The following is a 15762-nucleotide window of genomic DNA, read 5'->3' as shown; positions in this document are numbered from 1 at the left end:
TCGTTTGTCAGACTCAAGCTGCGACGGACGGGCGTCCGAGCCCTCGCCGGCGGATGACGTCGATCAGGCGATCGATGTCGGTGGCGGTGTTGAACATGCCGAGCGAGACGCGAATGCCATCTCGTTCGGGCGACACGCGCACGCCGTTCTCCTCGAAATGGCCGAGCCAGTCTGCCGCGGGCAGGGCGATGACGTAGATGTGCGGCGCGCGATGCTTGCGCTCGCGCGGACCAACGAGGCGGACGTCCAGCTCGTCCAGGCGTGCAATCAGGTGATCGCCGAGATCGAAGCAGTGGTTCTGGATGTTCTGCACCCCGATCTGCTCGATCATGTCGAGCGAAGCACCGAGGGCGTGGACTGCGGGCAGGTTGAAGTTGCCCAGCTCGAAGCGCCTGGCGGCCGGCGAGGGCGCCATCCCGTCGGCACGCGCGATGAGATCGCTCGGGATCTCGGCGAGGCTCGCAGCCGCCAGGTAGGCCGGCTCGAGCTCCTTGAGCGTCTTGTCCCAATAGAGCAGCCCGAGCCCTTGCGGAACCAGTAATCCCTTGTGGCTGCCGGAGCCGATGAAGCTTGCGCCGATCGCCTTGGCGTTAACAGGCACGACTCCGATGGCCTGCATCACGTCCACCACGAAGTGGAGCTTGTTCCTGACGCACATCGCGCCGACGCTCTCGATGTCAAAGCGGTGACCGGCGTGAAAAGTCACATGCGACATCGAGATCGCACGCGTCCTTTCGTCAATGAAGGGAGCAAAGCTGTCGGCGTCGACGATTTCCGTCATCGGGATGAAGCGGACCTCGACGCCCTTCCGTTGCAGATTGAGGAACGCGTAGGCGTTGTTCGGGTGATCGCCGTGGATCATCAGGACGTTGTCGCCGGCCTGTAGCGGCAGTGCGTTTGCCGCAATGTTCATGCTTTCCGACGTGTTTTTCGTGAAGGCAATCTCATCCGCCGTCACGCCGAGAAAGCGGGCGACCTTGGCACGGGTCTGCTCGACCCGATCGAGCCAGATGCTCTTCGGACCGGCTGTCTCGAAGCCCTCGCGAAGGAAAAGCTCGATCGCGGCCTTCACGGGACGCGCGAGCGGCGTTTGAAACCCGGAATCCAGATAGACCATCCGTTCGACGGCGGGGAATTCCTTCCTCACGGCGTCCACGTCGTAATGACGAGACATGCACATCTCCTGTTGAGCGCGCCGGCAGAACTTGGCTCCCGGCCAAGCGGCGGAGCGCGATTTTCGGAACGGCGAGACCGCACTGCACAATTTCTGGTCAATCGCCGGTGACGCCAAGAATATGAGCTTTCAGGATTTCGACAATCGATTATGTCGAATTTCAATAGGTTTTATTCCGAAAAATGATAATACTCGGCGTTGATCTTGATTTCACTTCCAGTTTTGGCCGGGTGGGAAATGACGAAGCGAATTGGGAAGGAAGGACCGTTGGATCGGGCTTTCGCGATCGTTCGGCATGTTGCCGACCAGCGCAAAGCCGTCTCGGCCGCGGAGATCGCAAAGGCTCTTTCGCTGCCGCTTCCAACGGCACACAGGTTGATCGGAAACCTCGAAGACCGCGGACTGCTTCAGAAGGCGTTGGGTACCAAGCGGTACGTTGTGGGCAACCAGCTCGTCACACTGTCGGCCACCGTCATCGGCGCTGCGTTTCGTACTGCGCGGCGGCATGCGGTGCTTCGGGCGGTCGCGGGAGAAATCGGCGAACAGTGTGAGATCGGCGTCGTACGCGACAACGTCGTTGCCTATGTCGACAGCGTTCGCGTTTCGGAGCCGCAAGGTCTTCAGTTCAATCCGGGGGAAGCGGCGCCGTTACACTGCACGTCGACCGGAAAGATCTATATGAGCAGACTGCCCGAGCGGATCCGGGCGAAGCTGTGCCGCGCGCTACCCCTGACCAAATTCACCGAAACGACGATCGTCGATGTCCACGCGCTGATGAAGGTTCTCGAGGAGACGCGACAACGCGGCTGGGCCAAGACAAACGAAGAGTACGTCAAGGGGGTGGTGGGGTGCGCCGTCCCCATTCTGTCACCGGATCGGGAATTGATCGCTTGCCTCGGCGTCTCTGTACCGGTGGCCCGCGTGAGCTTCGCCGAACTGGACCGGTTCATAGCGCCGCTTCAAAAGGCCGCCGCTCTGCTATCCGACACCATTCTGCAAGTTGAAGACGACGATGGCGCAGATGCCCAATGACGGCATGATGCCTTGGCCTCTGTGCCATAGCCGTCCTTAACCAGACCGACGTGCCTGCTGCGCGCTGATGCTGCGCAGCCCACCGGACGCACCCGCCAGCGCCGGCGTTGAGGCCGTATCGACCGCACCTGAGGCCGCTTACCCCTCAATCTCTGCGATCGCGTTTAACCGACGTTAATGATGTCTTCTCGATATGGAACATCTCACTCCGTTGCACTCCCTGTTTGTGGATTGCCCGTAAGTGTTGATTAAGAAGGCCATATCCATATTCCAGCCTGCGATTGGCGGGCTGACCGGCAGCGGTAATCCCACCGGTTGCCCCGATCAAAAGACTTTAGGAATTGCTCTCTGCCGCCACGACGGCAATCAGGATGAAGGTCATGCTCCGCCGGGTAGTGCTCCGTTTCGCAAGAGACCGGAAGGCCAACATCGCCGTTATCTTCGCCCTCACGATGGTGCCGATCGTCTTTCTCCTGGGCATGACGCTCGATTACACGCAGGCCGTCCGCAAGCGGGAGCAATTGAACGCAGCCGCCGACGCGGCCGCGATCGCAGCCGTGCGGCCGGCGATGCTGACCCAGACCGACAAGACGGTCGTCCAGGCGACCGCCGCAGCCGTCTTTGCAGCGAAGGCGAATCTTCCCGGTCTGACGGCGACGCCGACGCCGACCATCACCGTCACGGATTCCGGCCTCGCACGAAGCATCACGGTTTCCTACACCGCGCAGTCCGTCAATAATTTCCCCAGCGTTCTCGGCAGGCAGACCTGGGACGTCTCTGGCTCCTCAACGGCGAAGGCGTCGAGTGCGCCCAACATGAATTTCTACCTGCTGCTGGACGACTCGCCGTCGATGGCGCTTGCCGCGACGCAGGCCGACATCACCAACATGATCGCGGCCACGAAGAACCAGCCCAGCTACGCGAAGAATTGCTCGTTCGCCTGCCATGAGGCGCGTCCCAACAACGCAACTGCCAGCTCGACGAACAAGGACAATCTCACCGTCGCACGCGCAAACAACATCACGCTGCGCATCGATCTCGTGACCAACGCCGTTACGCAATTGCTGAAGGGACCCTGGACGTGCCCGCAGGCGGGTGTGACGGGCGGCGTCATGCAGTGCATGTCGGCGCTCAACAACACGACCTACAAGGCCGCCATCTACACCTTCGACTACGCCCTCAACACGATTCAGGTGCTGACCACGCCGGACACCGCCGCCACGAAGATCAACAACATTCAGCTCCTGACGGTCGACCACCAGAACTGCCCCATTGTCGATAGCAAGGGCAACTGCACCTACACCACCGACTACGGCACGGACATCTCGGGCGGGCTCACGGGCGTCAACACCGTGATGCCTGCGCCGGGCACCGGCACCAACCAACAGGGCGATACGCCGCAGGAGGTGGTCTTCCTCGTCACCGACGGCGTCGAGGACAAGCTCATCCCGAAGACGGGGGGCTCCTGCGACCCCAATGCCACCTATGCGCTTCCGACAGCCAACTCGACGACCTTGCGGTGCCAGCAACCGCTCGACACGACGGTCTGCACGACGATCAAGAACCGCGGCATTCGCATCGCGGTCCTCTACACCGAGTATCTGCAGCTGAGCGACAGCTGGTACACGAGCCGCATCTCGCAGTTCAACAATCCATCCTCGTCGACCGGCACGATCGCGACACGGCTGCAATCGTGCGCATCGCCCGGTCTGTATGCGAGCGTGCAGACAGGTGGCGACATTTCCGCGGCGCTGACCAACCTGTTCATCAAGGTTGCATCCAGCACGGCCAGCCTCGTGCAGTAGGGAAGGCGCCATGACCCGACAGGTCACGACAACGAAAAGATGCCGCAACCGCTGGGCCGCCTTCGCCGGCGATAGCCGCGGAGCCACGGCCGTCGAATTCGCGCTCGTTGCCGCGCCGTTTCTCGCCCTCATCATCGCGCTCATCCAGACGTTTCTGGTTTTCTTTGCCCAGCAGATGCTTGAAACCGTGGTGCGCCAGTCGGCGCGTCTCGTCATGACGGGGCAGGTTCAGTCGGCGCAGATGAACCAGGCGGTTTTCAAGCAGAAGGTCTGCGATCAGATCGTAATCCTGTTCAATTGCAGCGGCCTGATGGTCGACATGCAGGTCGCAACGTCCTGGTCTTCCGCGAACACGGCGACGCCCACGCTGACCTTCGACGGCTCGGGCAATGTGACCAACAGCTGGCAATACAATCCGGGCGATTCCGGCGATATCGTCGTTCTCCGCGTCATGTATGTCTGGCCGGTCGTGCTCGGGCCGCTCGGCTTCAATCTCTCGAACCTTAGCAATGGCAACCGGCTGCTCATGTCGTCCGCCGCGTTCCAGAACGAGCCAGGAGCTACCTGATGATCTCCGCCCTGTCGTCTCGCGCTCGGCAGATGTTGACCGATGTACGCGCTGTTGCAGCGACGGAGTTCGCCATCGTGACACCGTTCATGCTGGTGCTCTATGTCGGCGGCGTCGAGCTCGGGAACGGGCTCGCCATGAACGTCAAGGTCAGCGCGACTGCGCACAGCGTTGCCGACATGATCTCGCAGAACACGGCCGTCACGTCGACCCAGATGGACGGCATTCTCGCTGCGGCGAGCTCCATCATGGCTCCCTATCCCATCAAGAACGGCAGCACCTCGCTGATGACGATCACGGTCTCCGAGGTCTCGACCGACAGCAATGGCAACGCGACGGTGCAATGGAGCAAGTCGACCAGTACGTCGGGTGCGAGGGCCGCCGGTCAGCAGATGACCTTGTCGTCCTTTACCGCGCCGGGCGGCACCAGCAATGCCAACATCTCGCTCATTCTGAGCGAGGTGTCCTACGACTACGCGCCCAACCTCGGCTTCACGATCGCCGGCACGGTGAAGCTGTCCGACAGCTATTACCTGTTCCCCCGCTGCTCGACGAACACCCCCGCCACGTCGAGTTTTCCCTATTACGACGTGAAATATCCGGCGGCGAAGACCTGCACCTGCGTGCAGCACTTGCAGCAGAAGACCTGTTAGTTTCACGGAACGCGGTCCGAAAGAAGCCGGATGCCGCTGAGGCACGCTTCCGTCCCGATTTCCTCCCGGCCCCTGTGCGCAATTGCGCACAGGGCCGGATGACATTGGAGTAGACGCTTACGCCGCCACAGTGGCGCGGTCGAGCGCTGCGATCAGCTTTGCCGCGATGGGATGGTCGGACCGCGGATTCTGGCCGGTGATCAGCTCGCGGTCCTCGACGACGTAAGGCTCGAAGTCGACGGCGCTTCGGCTGACCTCGGCACCCGCAGCTCCCAGCGCGTCCGGCATGGTGAAGTAGATCTTGCCGTGCAGGAACTGCTCCTCGATCGGTATCTCTTCCGAGGCGGTGAACACCGTCATCTTGTATCCCGCATATTGCCAGCCCTTGCCCAGCTCCGCGACCTTGGCCTTGTCGCCGGCGATCAGGGCGGCGCGATAGGCCTTGGCGTCGGGCAGGGTGGCCAGAGTTGCGATCGGTCCGTGGCAGAGCAGCGCCGTGATCTTCTTCCGTTCGTGGAAATATCGCAGAATCTTGCCGAGCTCGGGATCCTGCATGAGGTCGACGACCGGGCCCTGCCCGCCGGGGACAAAAACGGCGGCATATTGATCCAGTCCTCCGTCCACGATCGCGCGCAACGTATGGACGTTGGTCATCGCCGGGTCCTTGTCGAAGAAGTCGCGTCCCCGCCGGTAGGCCTTCTCGTCGCCGCCGAAATGGGCCGCATGATCGGAGGCCGGATCGATGTACGGTTGCTTGCCGTTCGGCGTCGCCAGCACCACCTCGTAGCCGGCATCGATCACGGCCATCGCCGGCACGACGGTTTCATTGAGGTATTGGCCGGTCGGTCCGGTGCCGCCGCCCTGGATTTCGATACGGGTGGCATTGGAGCCGACAACGAGCACTTTTCCTTTGGACATGGTGTCTCCTGCGATTTGCTTGATCGTCTTGCGGTTAGAACTTCATAACAATCCGGCCGACGCGAACGGCAACCTGCCGCGACGACCGTTCTGGCGTTTCAAGCAACGGCTGGAGCAGATCGGGCGGAGCACGCCGCTTCGCTCCGCAAGCTCGCCCCGAAGGCTCCTGCGGAGGGAATAATCTGTCGCTGTCGAAGAAGTAAGCGGCTTCGCTGACGGCGCGCAAGCCAGCCTCCCAACGTCATTCCGCGCGCAATTTAGGGGATGCGGCGCCGTCTGACCATGTGGCGCGATCGGCCTGGAGCGGATGCATCGTGCGATTTTGCAATGATGCCATCATGCTCCTGTTTTGCCCGACGAGTCAAGTTGACTTCGGTAAAACGTAAGTCATTGATCCGCCACGCGCCGGCTACTGTGCATGGGGTTGTTTTCGCAGTTTTTGTTTGGAGCGGTCCGTCTGAAGAGCGCCCGTTACGCGCTCTCCGTCTCCCGGTGCACGTCGTGCACCACGAGGCCCATGCCTTCCTCGGGCATCTTGATCCAGTCGCGGCGCTTCAGGGTGCGCTTGGTGTCCTCGTAGCCGCTTGTCCAGTGCTCGCGCATCGAGGTGCCCGAGAATTCGTGGTCCTTGGCGTCGCCCTCATAGGCCTTCTGCTGATAGATCAGGTGCAGGATCGCGATCTCCGGCATGTTGCGCAGGCTTGCCTTGAGGCTACGATCCTCGTCGGAGAGTTGCTCGTCCGGGACTTTCGCCAGGGCCTTGTAGAGCAGAACCTTGAGGTTGTGCGTGCGGCGGTAGACGTCGGTGTTGTGGCGCGTGCGCGAGGAATACATGATGTCCTTGTGGCGGGCCATTACGTCCTGGATCGAGCGCGGCAGCACGCCCCGTGCGCTGAACAGGTCGACCTGGAACACCAGCGAGTTGAGCGCATCCTCCTGGTCGAGCAGATGCTGGAGCGGCGTGTTGGAGACGATGCCGCCGTCCCAGAAATGATCGGTGCCGATCCGCACCATCGGCAGCGCCGGGGGCAGGGCGCCGGAGGCCATGATGTGCTCCGGCTCGATCTCGTCATGGGAGTTGTCGAAATAGATGAAGTTGCCCGAGAGCACGTTGACCGCGCCGACCGCGAAACGGACCTTCTTCTCGTTGATGAGGTCGAAGTCGACGAGCTCCAGCAGGCTCTCCTTCAGCGGCATCGTGTCGTAATAGCTGGTGGCGGTGCGCGCCGACCGGGCTGAACCAGGGATTGACCTGGTGCGGGGTGAAGAAGCCGGGCTGGCCCATCGCCGACGTCATCCACGCACTGGTGAGATTGCGCCACTGGCGGAAGATGTCGCCGTCGGGCGTGTAATGCCAGATCTTGCGATTGGTGATGCGCTCCCAGAAGATGCGCAGCGCCTCCAGCCGCTTCTCCGGCTTGTTGCCGGCGATGATGGCGGAGTTGATTGCACCGATCGAGACACCGCAGACCCAGTCGGGCTCGATGCCGGCTTCGTGCAGCGCCTGGTAGACGCCGGCCTGGTAGGCGCCGAGCGCGCCGCCACCTTGCAGCACCAGCGCGACGCGGTCGCAGCGTTCGGGGCGCCAGCCCCGTGCGGGAGGCTGATGCGTCTGATGAGCCGGTTGCGACGTGCGGGCGTCCATGGGTGCCTCCTAGCGTGGACCAAACGATTGCGTCCGGCAGTGACGGCGTGATGACAATTTCAGCGCCGATGCGTCGTCTGCATGCAGGCCGACCGCAGCGGAAATGGCGGGAGGTCGTGCGCCTGACGGAAATCCTTCACATCGCAGTCAATGACGGCGGCTAGCAATTTGCGGTCCAGGCCTGACGCCGCCGGGCGGGCACCACACACAGGAGATCAGGATGCGCAGGGAAGACGTGCTGAGACTTCCGTCCATGCCGGCGGCGGGGCCGAGCTATCCGGCCGGGCCCTATCGCTTCGTCAACCGCGAATTCCTCGTCATCACCTACGAGACCGATCCGGAGCTGATCCGCGCCGGCCTGCCTGAGCCGCTGGAGCCGATCGACCAGCCGATCGTGCACTACGAATGGATCAAGATGCCGGACTCCTCCGGCTTCGGCAGCTACACCGAATCCGGCCTCGTCATCCCCGCGCGCCTCAACGGCGAGGAGGTCAATTTCGTCTCGCAGATGTATCTGGATGATGATCCGCCGATCGCGGCGGGCCGCGAGATCTGGGGCTTTCCCAAGAAATATGCCCATCCGAAACTCGAGATCGTCAAGGACACGCTGACTGGCACGCTGGAATATGCCGGTCAGCTCGTCGCCATGGGCACGATGGGCTACAAGCACGAGAGCATGGCCGGCAACGGCGATCGCACCCGTGCGACGCTGTCGAAGACGCAGATCAATCTGAAGATGATCCCGGGCGTCGACGGCCGTCTCGAAGTTTGCCAACTCGTCGCGATCAACCTCATCGACATCGTGCCGAAGGGCTCCTGGATGGGGCCCGGCCGGCTGCATCTGGTGCCGCATGTCAACGCGCCGGTCGCGGATTTCCCGGTCCGCCGCTGCCTGGGCGCGCACCACTACATCGCCGATCTCACGCTGCCGTTCGGCCGCGTCGTGCACGACTACGTCAAGGAGGCCGAGGCGATGGCCGCGACGGGGCTCGCTGCAGAGTAGGGCGGCACCATCATCAAACTGTAACAAAGCCGTAATTGAGTACCCGCGAGAAGTCCGGAAGATGCCGTCAGCCATCTTCCGGAAGCGGGGCATTTGTTGACGGTTGGGGTTGGCCATGGCTGAGCCGGCGAAGCTTGTCAGCACGATATCGGACACCGTGCCCGTCATTCCCGGCCTGGTCTGGGCGTTCCGGCTGCACGGCGACGGCAGTGCCGAGGCGCTGCCGATCGACCAGCCGATCGAGTTCAGCCATGACGGCCGGCTCTGGCTGCATTTCAACCTGACCGATACGCGCGCACGACCCTGGATCGCGGCGTCACAGCTGCCGCCGCTCGCGCGTGACCTCCTGCTGTCCAACGACACTTTCCAGCAGCTTCACGTCATCGACCATTGCGTCTACGGCGTCTTCTCCGATCTCGTGCGCGACATCGACAGCGCGACGGAGGAGACCGCGTTCCTGCGTTTCGCCATGACCGAGCATCTTCTCGTCAGCGGCCGGCATCAGGCGCTGTGCTCGGCCGATGCGACGCGCCGCGTGCTCGAAGGCGGCTACCGCGTCGACAACGTCGCCCATCTCCTGGAAAAGATCGTCGACGAGGTCGCCGATACGCTGGACCGGATGGCGGACAAGCTCGGCCAGGAGATCGACGACATCGAGGAACGGATTTTGGCCGACGACGCCAAGCCGGAGATGCGCCGCAATCTCGGCCGGCTGCGCCGGACCTGCGTCAGGTTGCATCGCCAGCTCACCGGCCTGCGCGTGCTGTTCCACCGCCTCGATCAGAAGAACACCGATCATCTCGCGCCGGCCTTGCGCATTCACGCCGGCAAGCTGGCGCAGCGGCTGGACGGGCTCGATCACGACATCGTCGAGCTCCGCGAACGCAGCCGCCTGCTCGAGGAGGAGCTGCGCTTCAAGAACGAGGAGGAGAGCAACCACCACCTCCACACGCTCTCCATCGTGACCTCGCTGCTGCTGCCGCCGACCCTGATCACCGGCATCTTCGGCATGAACACCAAGGGCCTGCCGCTCACCGACGTCGAGAGCGGATTTCTCTGGGCGGCGCTCCTGATGGCCTCGTCGGTCGGCGCGGCCTATCTGTTCATGCGGCGCACGGGTATCTTCAGGTAGCGTACGCAGCCGGTATCAGCCGTGATCGGGACGTCCCACAGATTTCCGCTGCGAAATGCGGCCGCGATCGTGCTGGCCTCGACGGTGGCGAGCACCGGCGCGCTCGCCGGCGCCAAGGACGAAAGCGCGGCCGAATGGCTGGCGCCGAAATGGTTCAACGAATGGCATGACGGGCTTGCCAACAAGGGCCTGAACTTCGGCGCCACCTATATCGCCGACAACATCGCCAACGTCTCCGGCGGCGTGAAGCGCGGCGCCATCCATTTCGGGCGCCTCGATCTCTCGGTCGATGCCGATCTCGACAAGCTCGTCGGCTGGGCCGGCGGCCGCTTCTACGCCAATGCGTTCGTGATCTACGGCCAGGGGCTGAGCCGCAACTACGTGATGAACCTCGCCACCATCAGCGAGATCGAGGCATTGCCGGACCAGCGGCTCTACAACGCCTATTTCGAGCAGAGCTTCTTTGGCGACCGCCTGAACATCAGGGCCGGCCAGCAGGCCGCCGACGTCGAGTTCTTCGACAGCCAGACCGACGACCTCTTCATCAACGGCACCTTCGGCTGGCCCGCGATCAAGGCGAGCAACCTTCCGGCCGGCGGCCCGGCACCGCCGATCGCTGTGCCCGGTATCCGCATCAAGGCGGCGCTGACGGACAACATCACCGCGTTCGGTGCGGTGTTCAACGGCGATCCGTCGGGTCCGGGCGATCAGGATCCGCAGCTGCGCGACCATCATGGCCTGGCGTTCCGGGTCAACGATCCGCCGTGGGTGATCGGGCAGGTCCGCTTCAACTACGACATCGATATCGGCGGCCGGCCGCTCGCCGGCAATTTCACGCCGGGCGCCTGGAAGCATTACGGCTCGTTCGACAGCCAGCGTTTTACGGCCGAGGGGCTCTCGATCGCCGATCCCGGCGGAAGCGGTGTGCCTGCAAGACTTCGCGGCAATTACGGTATCTTCGCTGTCATCGAGCAGGTGCTCTATCGCCCGCCGGAGGTGAAGGACAACACCACGTCAGCCTCGCTTCCGGGCGTCACCGCGTTCGGCCGCATTGCCTACAGCCCGCCGGACCGCAATCTGATCGACCTTTATGTGGACGGCGGCATCGGTTTCGTGGGCTTCACGCCAGGCCGTCCGCTCGATCGCTTCGGCGTGGCGATGGCCTATATGCGGATTTCGAACACCGCGCGCAATCTTGACATTGATACGCAGGCTTTCACCGGCATCCAGAGTCCGGTGCGCAGCAACGAGACGCTGATCGAGATGATCTACGAGGCGCATATCAAGCCGGGCTGGCTGATCGCGCCTTACTTCCAATACGTGTTCCGGCCCTCCGGCGGCATCCCCAATCCGAACGATCCGACCGGCGTTTCGCGGATCGGTGACGCCGCAGTGTTCGGCGTCACCACCACGATCAGGTACTAGGCCATCGCCGGCTTCGGCTCGGCCTTCGGTTGCCGCGACAGCGCCAGAACGATCAGCGAGGCGAACACGCAGAGCGCGCCGGCGATGAAGAACGCGGGCAGGTAGCTCTCATAGACCGTCCGCGAGAAGCCGGCACCGAACGCCGCAGTGCCTGCGCCGAGCTGATGGCCGGCAAAGATCCAGCCGAACACCAGATTGGCGCGCTCGGGCCCGAACTTCTGCGCGGTGAGCCGCACGGTCGGCGGCACCGTGGCGATCCAGTCGAGGCCGTAGAACATCGCGAAGATCGACAGCCCGTAGAACGAGAAGTCGCTGAACGGCAGGAAGATCAGCGAGAGCCCGCGCAGGCCGTAGTACCAGAACAGGAGGTAGCGGTTGTCGTAGCGGTCCGACAGCCAGCCCGACATGATCGTGCCGAAGAAATCGAAGATGCCCATCGCGGCGAGCAGGCCTGCGGCCTGCACCTGCGGAATCCCGAAATCGAGGCACATCGGGATCAGGTGCACCTGGACGAGGCCGTTGGTCGACGCGCCGCAGACGAAGAAGGTCGCAAACAGGATCCAGAACGCGCGCGACTTCGAGGCGTCGCGCAGCGTGCCGAGTGCCACGCCGGTGATCGAACCATGGCTGACCGGAGGGGCCGGCAGGGGCTCGGTGCCTTCGTCGCCGAATGGGCGCAGGCCCACATCGCTCGGCCGGTCGCGCATCGCAAGGAGAACCGCCACGGCGGAGACGCCGAGCGCGATGCAGACGAAGCCGAGCGCGAGCCGCCAGCCGTAACGTTCGGTCAGGCTTGCGAGCAGCGGCAGGAATACGAGCTGGCCGGTGGCGACGCTCGCGGTCATGATGCCGACGACGAGGCCGCGCCGCGCGGCGAACCAGCGCGTCGCTATGGTGGCGCCCAGCACCAGCGCGGTCATGCCGGTGCCGATGCCGATCACGACGCCCCACAGCAACACGAGCTGCCAGACTTGCGTCATGCCGAGCGAAGCCACAAGCGCGGAAACGACGATGAGCTGGGCGGCCAGCGTGACGTTGCGCAGGCCGTAGCGGTTGAGCAGGGCGGCCGCGAACGGCGCCATCAGCCCGAACAGGATGAAGCGGATCGACAGCGCGGAGGAAATCTGCGCCGTGCTCCAGCCGAACTCCTGCTGAAGCGGGACGATGAACACGCCGGGCGCGCCGACCGTGCCGGCGCTGATCAGCGCGGTGAGGAAGGTCACGCCGACCATCACCCAGCCGTAGTGGATATTGCGGCGGCCGAGTGTCGCCGCGAGCCAGTTCGAGATCATTGGGCCTCAATGTTTGATGGGCAGGCTTTGAGACACCTGCACGAGCTTGTAGAATGGCACGGGACGCGTCTGTCGAAAATGACAGAGTTCCCTCATTTTCGGACGTATCTAGGTCAGTGCGTCAGACGCTCCACGGCGATGGCCGTGGCTTCACCGCCGCCAATGCAGAGTGCCGCAACGCCGCGCTTGAGGTTTTGCGCCTCGAGCGCGTGCAGCAGCGTCACAATCAGCCGCGCGCCGGTGGCACCGATGGGATGGCCAAGCGCGCAGGCGCCGCCGTTGATGTTCAGCTTCTCGCGCGGGATGCCGAGGTCGCGCTGCGCCGCCATCGCCACCACGGCGAAGGCCTCGTTGATCTCGAACAGGTCGACATCGCCGGCGCTCCAGCCGACCTTGTCGAGCAGCTTGCGGATCGCCGGGATCGGAGCCGTCGTGAACCATTGCGGCTCCTGGCTGTGGGTGGCGTGGCCCTTGATCTCGGCGATTGCCGGCAGGCCGTTGCGATCAGCCAGCGAGCGCTTCGTCAGCACCAGCGCCGCGGCGCCGTCGGCATTGGCGGAGGAGGCGGCCGGCGTGATGGTGCCGTTGGCGCGGAACGCCGGCTTCAATCCGGGGATTTTCGCAGGATCGACCTTCAGCGGATGCTCGTCATTGGCGACGATGCGAGGGCCTGCTTTCTCGGTCAGCGTGATCGGCGCGATCTCGGCCTTGAACGCGCCGCTCTCGACCGCCTTGCGCGCACGGCTCAGCGTCTCCATCGCATAGGCATCCTGGTCCTTGCGGGTGAACTGATAGGCTTCCGCGGTGGCCTCGCCGAAATCGCCCATGGAACGGCCGGTCTCGTAGGCATCCTCCAGCCCGTCCATCATCATGTGGTCGATGATGCGGTCGTGCCCGGCGCGGTAGCCACCGCGGGCCTTGGCGAGCAGATAGGGCGCGTTGCTCATGCTCTCCATGCCGCCAGAGACGACGATCTCGGCCGAGCCGGCGCGGATGATGTCGTGCGCCAGCATGGTCGCCTTCATGCCGGAGCCGCAGACCTTGTTGACCGTGGTCGCGCCCGTGGCGTCGGGCAGACCGGCGCTACGTGCCGCCTGTCGCGCCGGCGCCTGGCCTTGTCCGGCCGGCAGCACGCAGCCCATGAAAACTTCATCCACCTTCTCGGGCGCAAGCTTGGCGCGCTCCAGCGCGGCGTTGATCACATGCGATCCGAGCTTGTGTGCCGCCAGCGGCAACAGCTCGCCCATGAAGCGGCCGAGCGGGGTGCGGGCGGCGGAGACGATGACGACGGGATCGGCGGCTTCGGCCATGATGAAACTCCCAGCGATGACGGAAAAGATTATGATCATCATATGATGCGGCGCAAAAAATGCAACCGCAGCCGGCATGAGAAATTGTCGTGGTTCGGATGAGATTTGGTCGTTCGATTGGAGGGGGTGACGTGACTGTCGCGGACTTTGGCGTGGCGGTCGCTCCGCACGGCACTGTCATCGCCCGACTTGATCGGGCGATCTAGTATTCCAGAGGCGGTGGTGATCGAACCGATGAGCCGCGGCGTACTGGATGCCCCGGTCAAGCCGGGGCATGACACCGTCAGTGTGGAGGCAGCCTACCGCTTCCTGTTTACGAAAGCCTGCATCAGCCGCGTCGGCTCGTCCGACAGGAACGACTCGCCGAACACCTTGACGCTGAGATTTACCGACTCCGTCAGCGGCAGTTCCTCCCATTGCCGCAGCAGCGCCTTTTGCGAGCGCAGCGCCTCGGGGCCGCATTCGAGCAGCGCCTTCACGACGTGTTCGACCTCGGCATCCAATCCACCCTCCGGCGCGACCTTGTCCACCAGTCCCCAGGCCAGCGCCGTCGGCGCGTCGATGTTCTCCGCCGTCATCACCAGCCAGCGGGCGCGGGCCCAGCCGATCAGGCGCGGAAGCAGGGCGGCGTGGATCACCGAGGGGATGCCGACGCGGACCTCCGGCATGCCGAAATGCGCATCGTGTGCAGCGATTCTGAAATCGCAGGCGGCGGCGACTTCGAGGCCACCGCCGAGGCACCAGCCCGGCATCCGCGCGATCACGGGGGCCGGGAATTGGCGCACGGCCTCGCAGAGATCGCCCAGGCGGCTGATGAAGGCTTCGGCCGACTTCTGGTCGAGCTTGGCCATCTCCTTGATGTCGGCTCCGCCGATCATGCTCTTCTCGCTCTGGCCGCGCAGCACCACGACGCGGATGCTGCGGTCAGTCGCGAGGGTCTGCAGGCCTTCGCGCACGGCATCGGTGACGGGCGAGCCCAGAATGTTGAGCGGGCCGGCGTTGCAGATCGCGACATGGACGACGCCGCGCGCATCGCGCGTCACGCCGCAGTGATTGTTGAGCATTTCCATCGGAGCATCTCGGAGTTTCGTGGACATGCGCGAGGCGCGCGGGTCGGGATCACTTCGGTGCCGAAACGCCCTGCTTGTCAAGCGGGTGGGGGACGGAGTTGCCATGGCGAAGTTCGTGACATAGTATGACATACATCATACAAAGAGGCCGCCATGACCTGTAACGATCAACTCGACCTGTTTTCGCCCGCGCAGCGGCGTGAGCGCGTGGTGGACTGGCAGGTGCCTGCGCCGGTTGCAAAAGTAGCGATGGGGCTTTCAGGCATGGACGCGATGCTGGGAATCCGCGACGGCCGGTTGCCGCCGCCGCCCTTCGCAAAATTGATCGGTTTCACCATGGCCGTGGTCGAGCCGGGCCGGATCGTGATGGAACTTGAGCCGCGCGAGGATCTCGAAAATACCATTGGCCTCCTGCACGGCGCGACCGCCGCGGCGCTGATTGATACCGCCATGGGCTGCGCGATCTCGACGCGGCTGGAGGCCGGGCAGTCGTCAGTGACGCTCGACCTGAAAATGACGTTCCTGCGCCCGCTGTCGGTCCGTTCCGGGCTGATCTCGGCCGAAGGCAAGATCATCAAGCTGGGACGCCAGACCAGCTACACCGAGGGCTTTGTCCGCGACGGCAAGGGTGCGCTCGCAGTCCATGCAACTGCAACCTTTTCCATGATCGGCGCGACAACTTAACATGAATTAATGCACCGCCTGGTCCATTTCTGTGTTATGAGATGATCTCCG

13 protein-coding genes and 1 pseudogene are annotated in these 15762 nt (G+C 63.6%); 8 read left to right on the top strand and 6 right to left on the bottom strand.

All coding sequences use genetic code 11. The features are described 5' to 3' along the window. Positions 1-13: 13 nt before the first annotated feature. A complete protein-coding gene (locus ACVJ5M_RS29470; protein WP_187387730.1) occupies positions 14-1174 on the bottom strand; it encodes an aminotransferase class V-fold PLP-dependent enzyme in 1161 nt (386 codons plus the stop codon). Positions 1175-1411: 237 nt separating this feature from the next. On the opposite strand from ACVJ5M_RS29470, the gene ACVJ5M_RS29465 reads away from it, so the two are divergent. The 4 genes from ACVJ5M_RS29465 to ACVJ5M_RS29450 all read left to right on the top strand — a co-directional run bounded on the left by ACVJ5M_RS29465 (position 1412) and on the right by ACVJ5M_RS29450 (position 5232). Further along, a complete protein-coding gene (locus ACVJ5M_RS29465) occupies positions 1412-2206 on the top strand; it encodes an IclR family transcriptional regulator (RefSeq protein WP_063983830.1) in 795 nt (264 codons plus the stop codon). Between the two features lie 380 nt (positions 2207-2586). Next, positions 2587-4011 carry a TadE/TadG family type IV pilus assembly protein gene (locus ACVJ5M_RS29460; RefSeq protein ID WP_063986436.1) on the top strand — a complete coding sequence of 475 codons (1425 nt, stop codon included), beginning with the start codon at positions 2587-2589 and terminating at the stop codon, positions 4009-4011. A gap of 10 nt (positions 4012-4021) precedes the next feature. Then, positions 4022-4579 (top strand): TadE/TadG family type IV pilus assembly protein, encoded by a 558-nt coding sequence (locus ACVJ5M_RS29455; protein ID WP_063983829.1) that lies wholly within the window; start codon positions 4022-4024, stop codon positions 4577-4579. Then, positions 4579-5232 carry a TadE/TadG family type IV pilus assembly protein gene (locus ACVJ5M_RS29450; protein WP_028157690.1) on the top strand — a complete coding sequence of 218 codons (654 nt, stop codon included), beginning with the start codon at positions 4579-4581 and terminating at the stop codon, positions 5230-5232. The genes ACVJ5M_RS29455 and ACVJ5M_RS29450 overlap by 1 nt, the downstream gene beginning before the upstream one ends. 117 nt (positions 5233-5349) lie before the next feature. Here ACVJ5M_RS29450 and ACVJ5M_RS29445 read toward each other — a convergent pair whose 3' ends face one another. Further along, positions 5350-6150 carry a type 1 glutamine amidotransferase domain-containing protein gene (locus tag ACVJ5M_RS29445; RefSeq protein WP_063983827.1) on the bottom strand — a complete coding sequence of 267 codons (801 nt, stop codon included), beginning with the start codon at positions 6148-6150 and terminating at the stop codon, positions 5350-5352. 471 nt (positions 6151-6621) lie between these two features. After that, positions 6622-7795, bottom strand: a pseudogene (locus tag ACVJ5M_RS29440) (patatin-like phospholipase family protein). 220 nt (positions 7796-8015) lie between these two features. Between ACVJ5M_RS29440 and ACVJ5M_RS29435 the strand changes: the two are divergent. From ACVJ5M_RS29435 to ACVJ5M_RS29425, 3 genes are all read left to right on the top strand, one after another. Further along, positions 8016-8798, top strand: coding sequence for an acetoacetate decarboxylase (locus tag ACVJ5M_RS29435; protein ID WP_063983825.1), 783 nt, complete (start codon positions 8016-8018; stop codon positions 8796-8798). 115 nt (positions 8799-8913) lie between these two features. After that, complete coding sequence (locus ACVJ5M_RS29430; protein ID WP_231144625.1) at positions 8914-9930, top strand: transporter; 1017 nt, start codon at positions 8914-8916, stop codon at positions 9928-9930. A gap of 21 nt (positions 9931-9951) precedes the next feature. Further along, entirely contained in the window at positions 9952-11355 is a 1404-nt protein-coding gene (locus ACVJ5M_RS29425) for a carbohydrate porin (protein WP_063983823.1), read from the top strand. Here the strand turns inward: ACVJ5M_RS29425 and ACVJ5M_RS29420 are convergent. The 3 genes from ACVJ5M_RS29420 to ACVJ5M_RS29410 all read right to left on the bottom strand — a co-directional run bounded on the left by ACVJ5M_RS29420 (position 11352) and on the right by ACVJ5M_RS29410 (position 15027). After that, complete coding sequence (locus ACVJ5M_RS29420) at positions 11352-12647, bottom strand: MFS transporter (RefSeq protein ID WP_063983822.1); 1296 nt, start codon at positions 12645-12647, stop codon at positions 11352-11354. The genes ACVJ5M_RS29425 and ACVJ5M_RS29420 overlap by 4 nt on opposite strands. A 113-nt stretch (positions 12648-12760) precedes the next feature. After that, positions 12761-13957: an acetyl-CoA C-acyltransferase gene (locus ACVJ5M_RS29415; RefSeq protein ID WP_063986435.1), complete on the bottom strand. Its 1197-nt coding sequence runs from the start codon at positions 13955-13957 to the stop codon at positions 12761-12763. A gap of 299 nt (positions 13958-14256) precedes the next feature. After that, on the bottom strand, positions 14257-15027 hold the full coding sequence (locus tag ACVJ5M_RS29410) for an enoyl-CoA hydratase (RefSeq protein ID WP_063983821.1): 771 nt from the start codon (positions 15025-15027) through the stop codon (positions 14257-14259). 153 nt (positions 15028-15180) lie between these two features. On the opposite strand from ACVJ5M_RS29410, the gene ACVJ5M_RS29405 reads away from it, so the two are divergent. After that, positions 15181-15711 (top strand): PaaI family thioesterase, encoded by a 531-nt coding sequence (locus tag ACVJ5M_RS29405; protein ID WP_063983820.1) that lies wholly within the window; start codon positions 15181-15183, stop codon positions 15709-15711. Positions 15712-15762 lie beyond the last annotated feature (51 nt).

This window comes from Bradyrhizobium sp. S3.7.6 (assembly GCF_054061875.1).
The sequence above is the reverse complement of the archived record's forward strand: the minus strand, read 5'-3'. Positions and strand labels throughout refer to the sequence as shown.

Bases quoted from the DNA above. Each gene is read 5' to 3' on its own strand.
- ACVJ5M_RS29470 (WP_187387730.1), bottom strand. From the start codon at position 1,174: ATGTCTCGTCATTACGACGTGGACGCCGTGAGGAAGGAATTCCCCGCC.
- ACVJ5M_RS29465 (WP_063983830.1), top strand. From the start codon at position 1,412: ATGACGAAGCGAATTGGGAAGGAAGGACCGTTGGATCGGGCTTTCGCG.
- ACVJ5M_RS29460 (WP_063986436.1), top strand. From the start codon at position 2,587: ATGCTCCGCCGGGTAGTGCTCCGTTTCGCAAGAGACCGGAAGGCCAAC.
- ACVJ5M_RS29455 (WP_063983829.1), top strand. From the start codon at position 4,022: ATGACCCGACAGGTCACGACAACGAAAAGATGCCGCAACCGCTGGGCC.
- ACVJ5M_RS29450 (WP_028157690.1), top strand. From the start codon at position 4,579: ATGATCTCCGCCCTGTCGTCTCGCGCTCGGCAGATGTTGACCGATGTA.
- ACVJ5M_RS29445 (WP_063983827.1), bottom strand. From the start codon at position 6,150: ATGTCCAAAGGAAAAGTGCTCGTTGTCGGCTCCAATGCCACCCGTATC.
- ACVJ5M_RS29435 (WP_063983825.1), top strand. From the start codon at position 8,016: ATGCGCAGGGAAGACGTGCTGAGACTTCCGTCCATGCCGGCGGCGGGG.
- ACVJ5M_RS29430 (WP_231144625.1), top strand. From the start codon at position 8,914: ATGGCTGAGCCGGCGAAGCTTGTCAGCACGATATCGGACACCGTGCCC.
- ACVJ5M_RS29420 (WP_063983822.1), bottom strand. From the start codon at position 12,647: ATGATCTCGAACTGGCTCGCGGCGACACTCGGCCGCCGCAATATCCAC.
- ACVJ5M_RS29415 (WP_063986435.1), bottom strand. From the start codon at position 13,957: ATGGCCGAAGCCGCCGATCCCGTCGTCATCGTCTCCGCCGCCCGCACC.
- ACVJ5M_RS29410 (WP_063983821.1), bottom strand. From the start codon at position 15,027: ATGGAAATGCTCAACAATCACTGCGGCGTGACGCGCGATGCGCGCGGC.
- ACVJ5M_RS29405 (WP_063983820.1), top strand. From the start codon at position 15,181: ATGACCTGTAACGATCAACTCGACCTGTTTTCGCCCGCGCAGCGGCGT.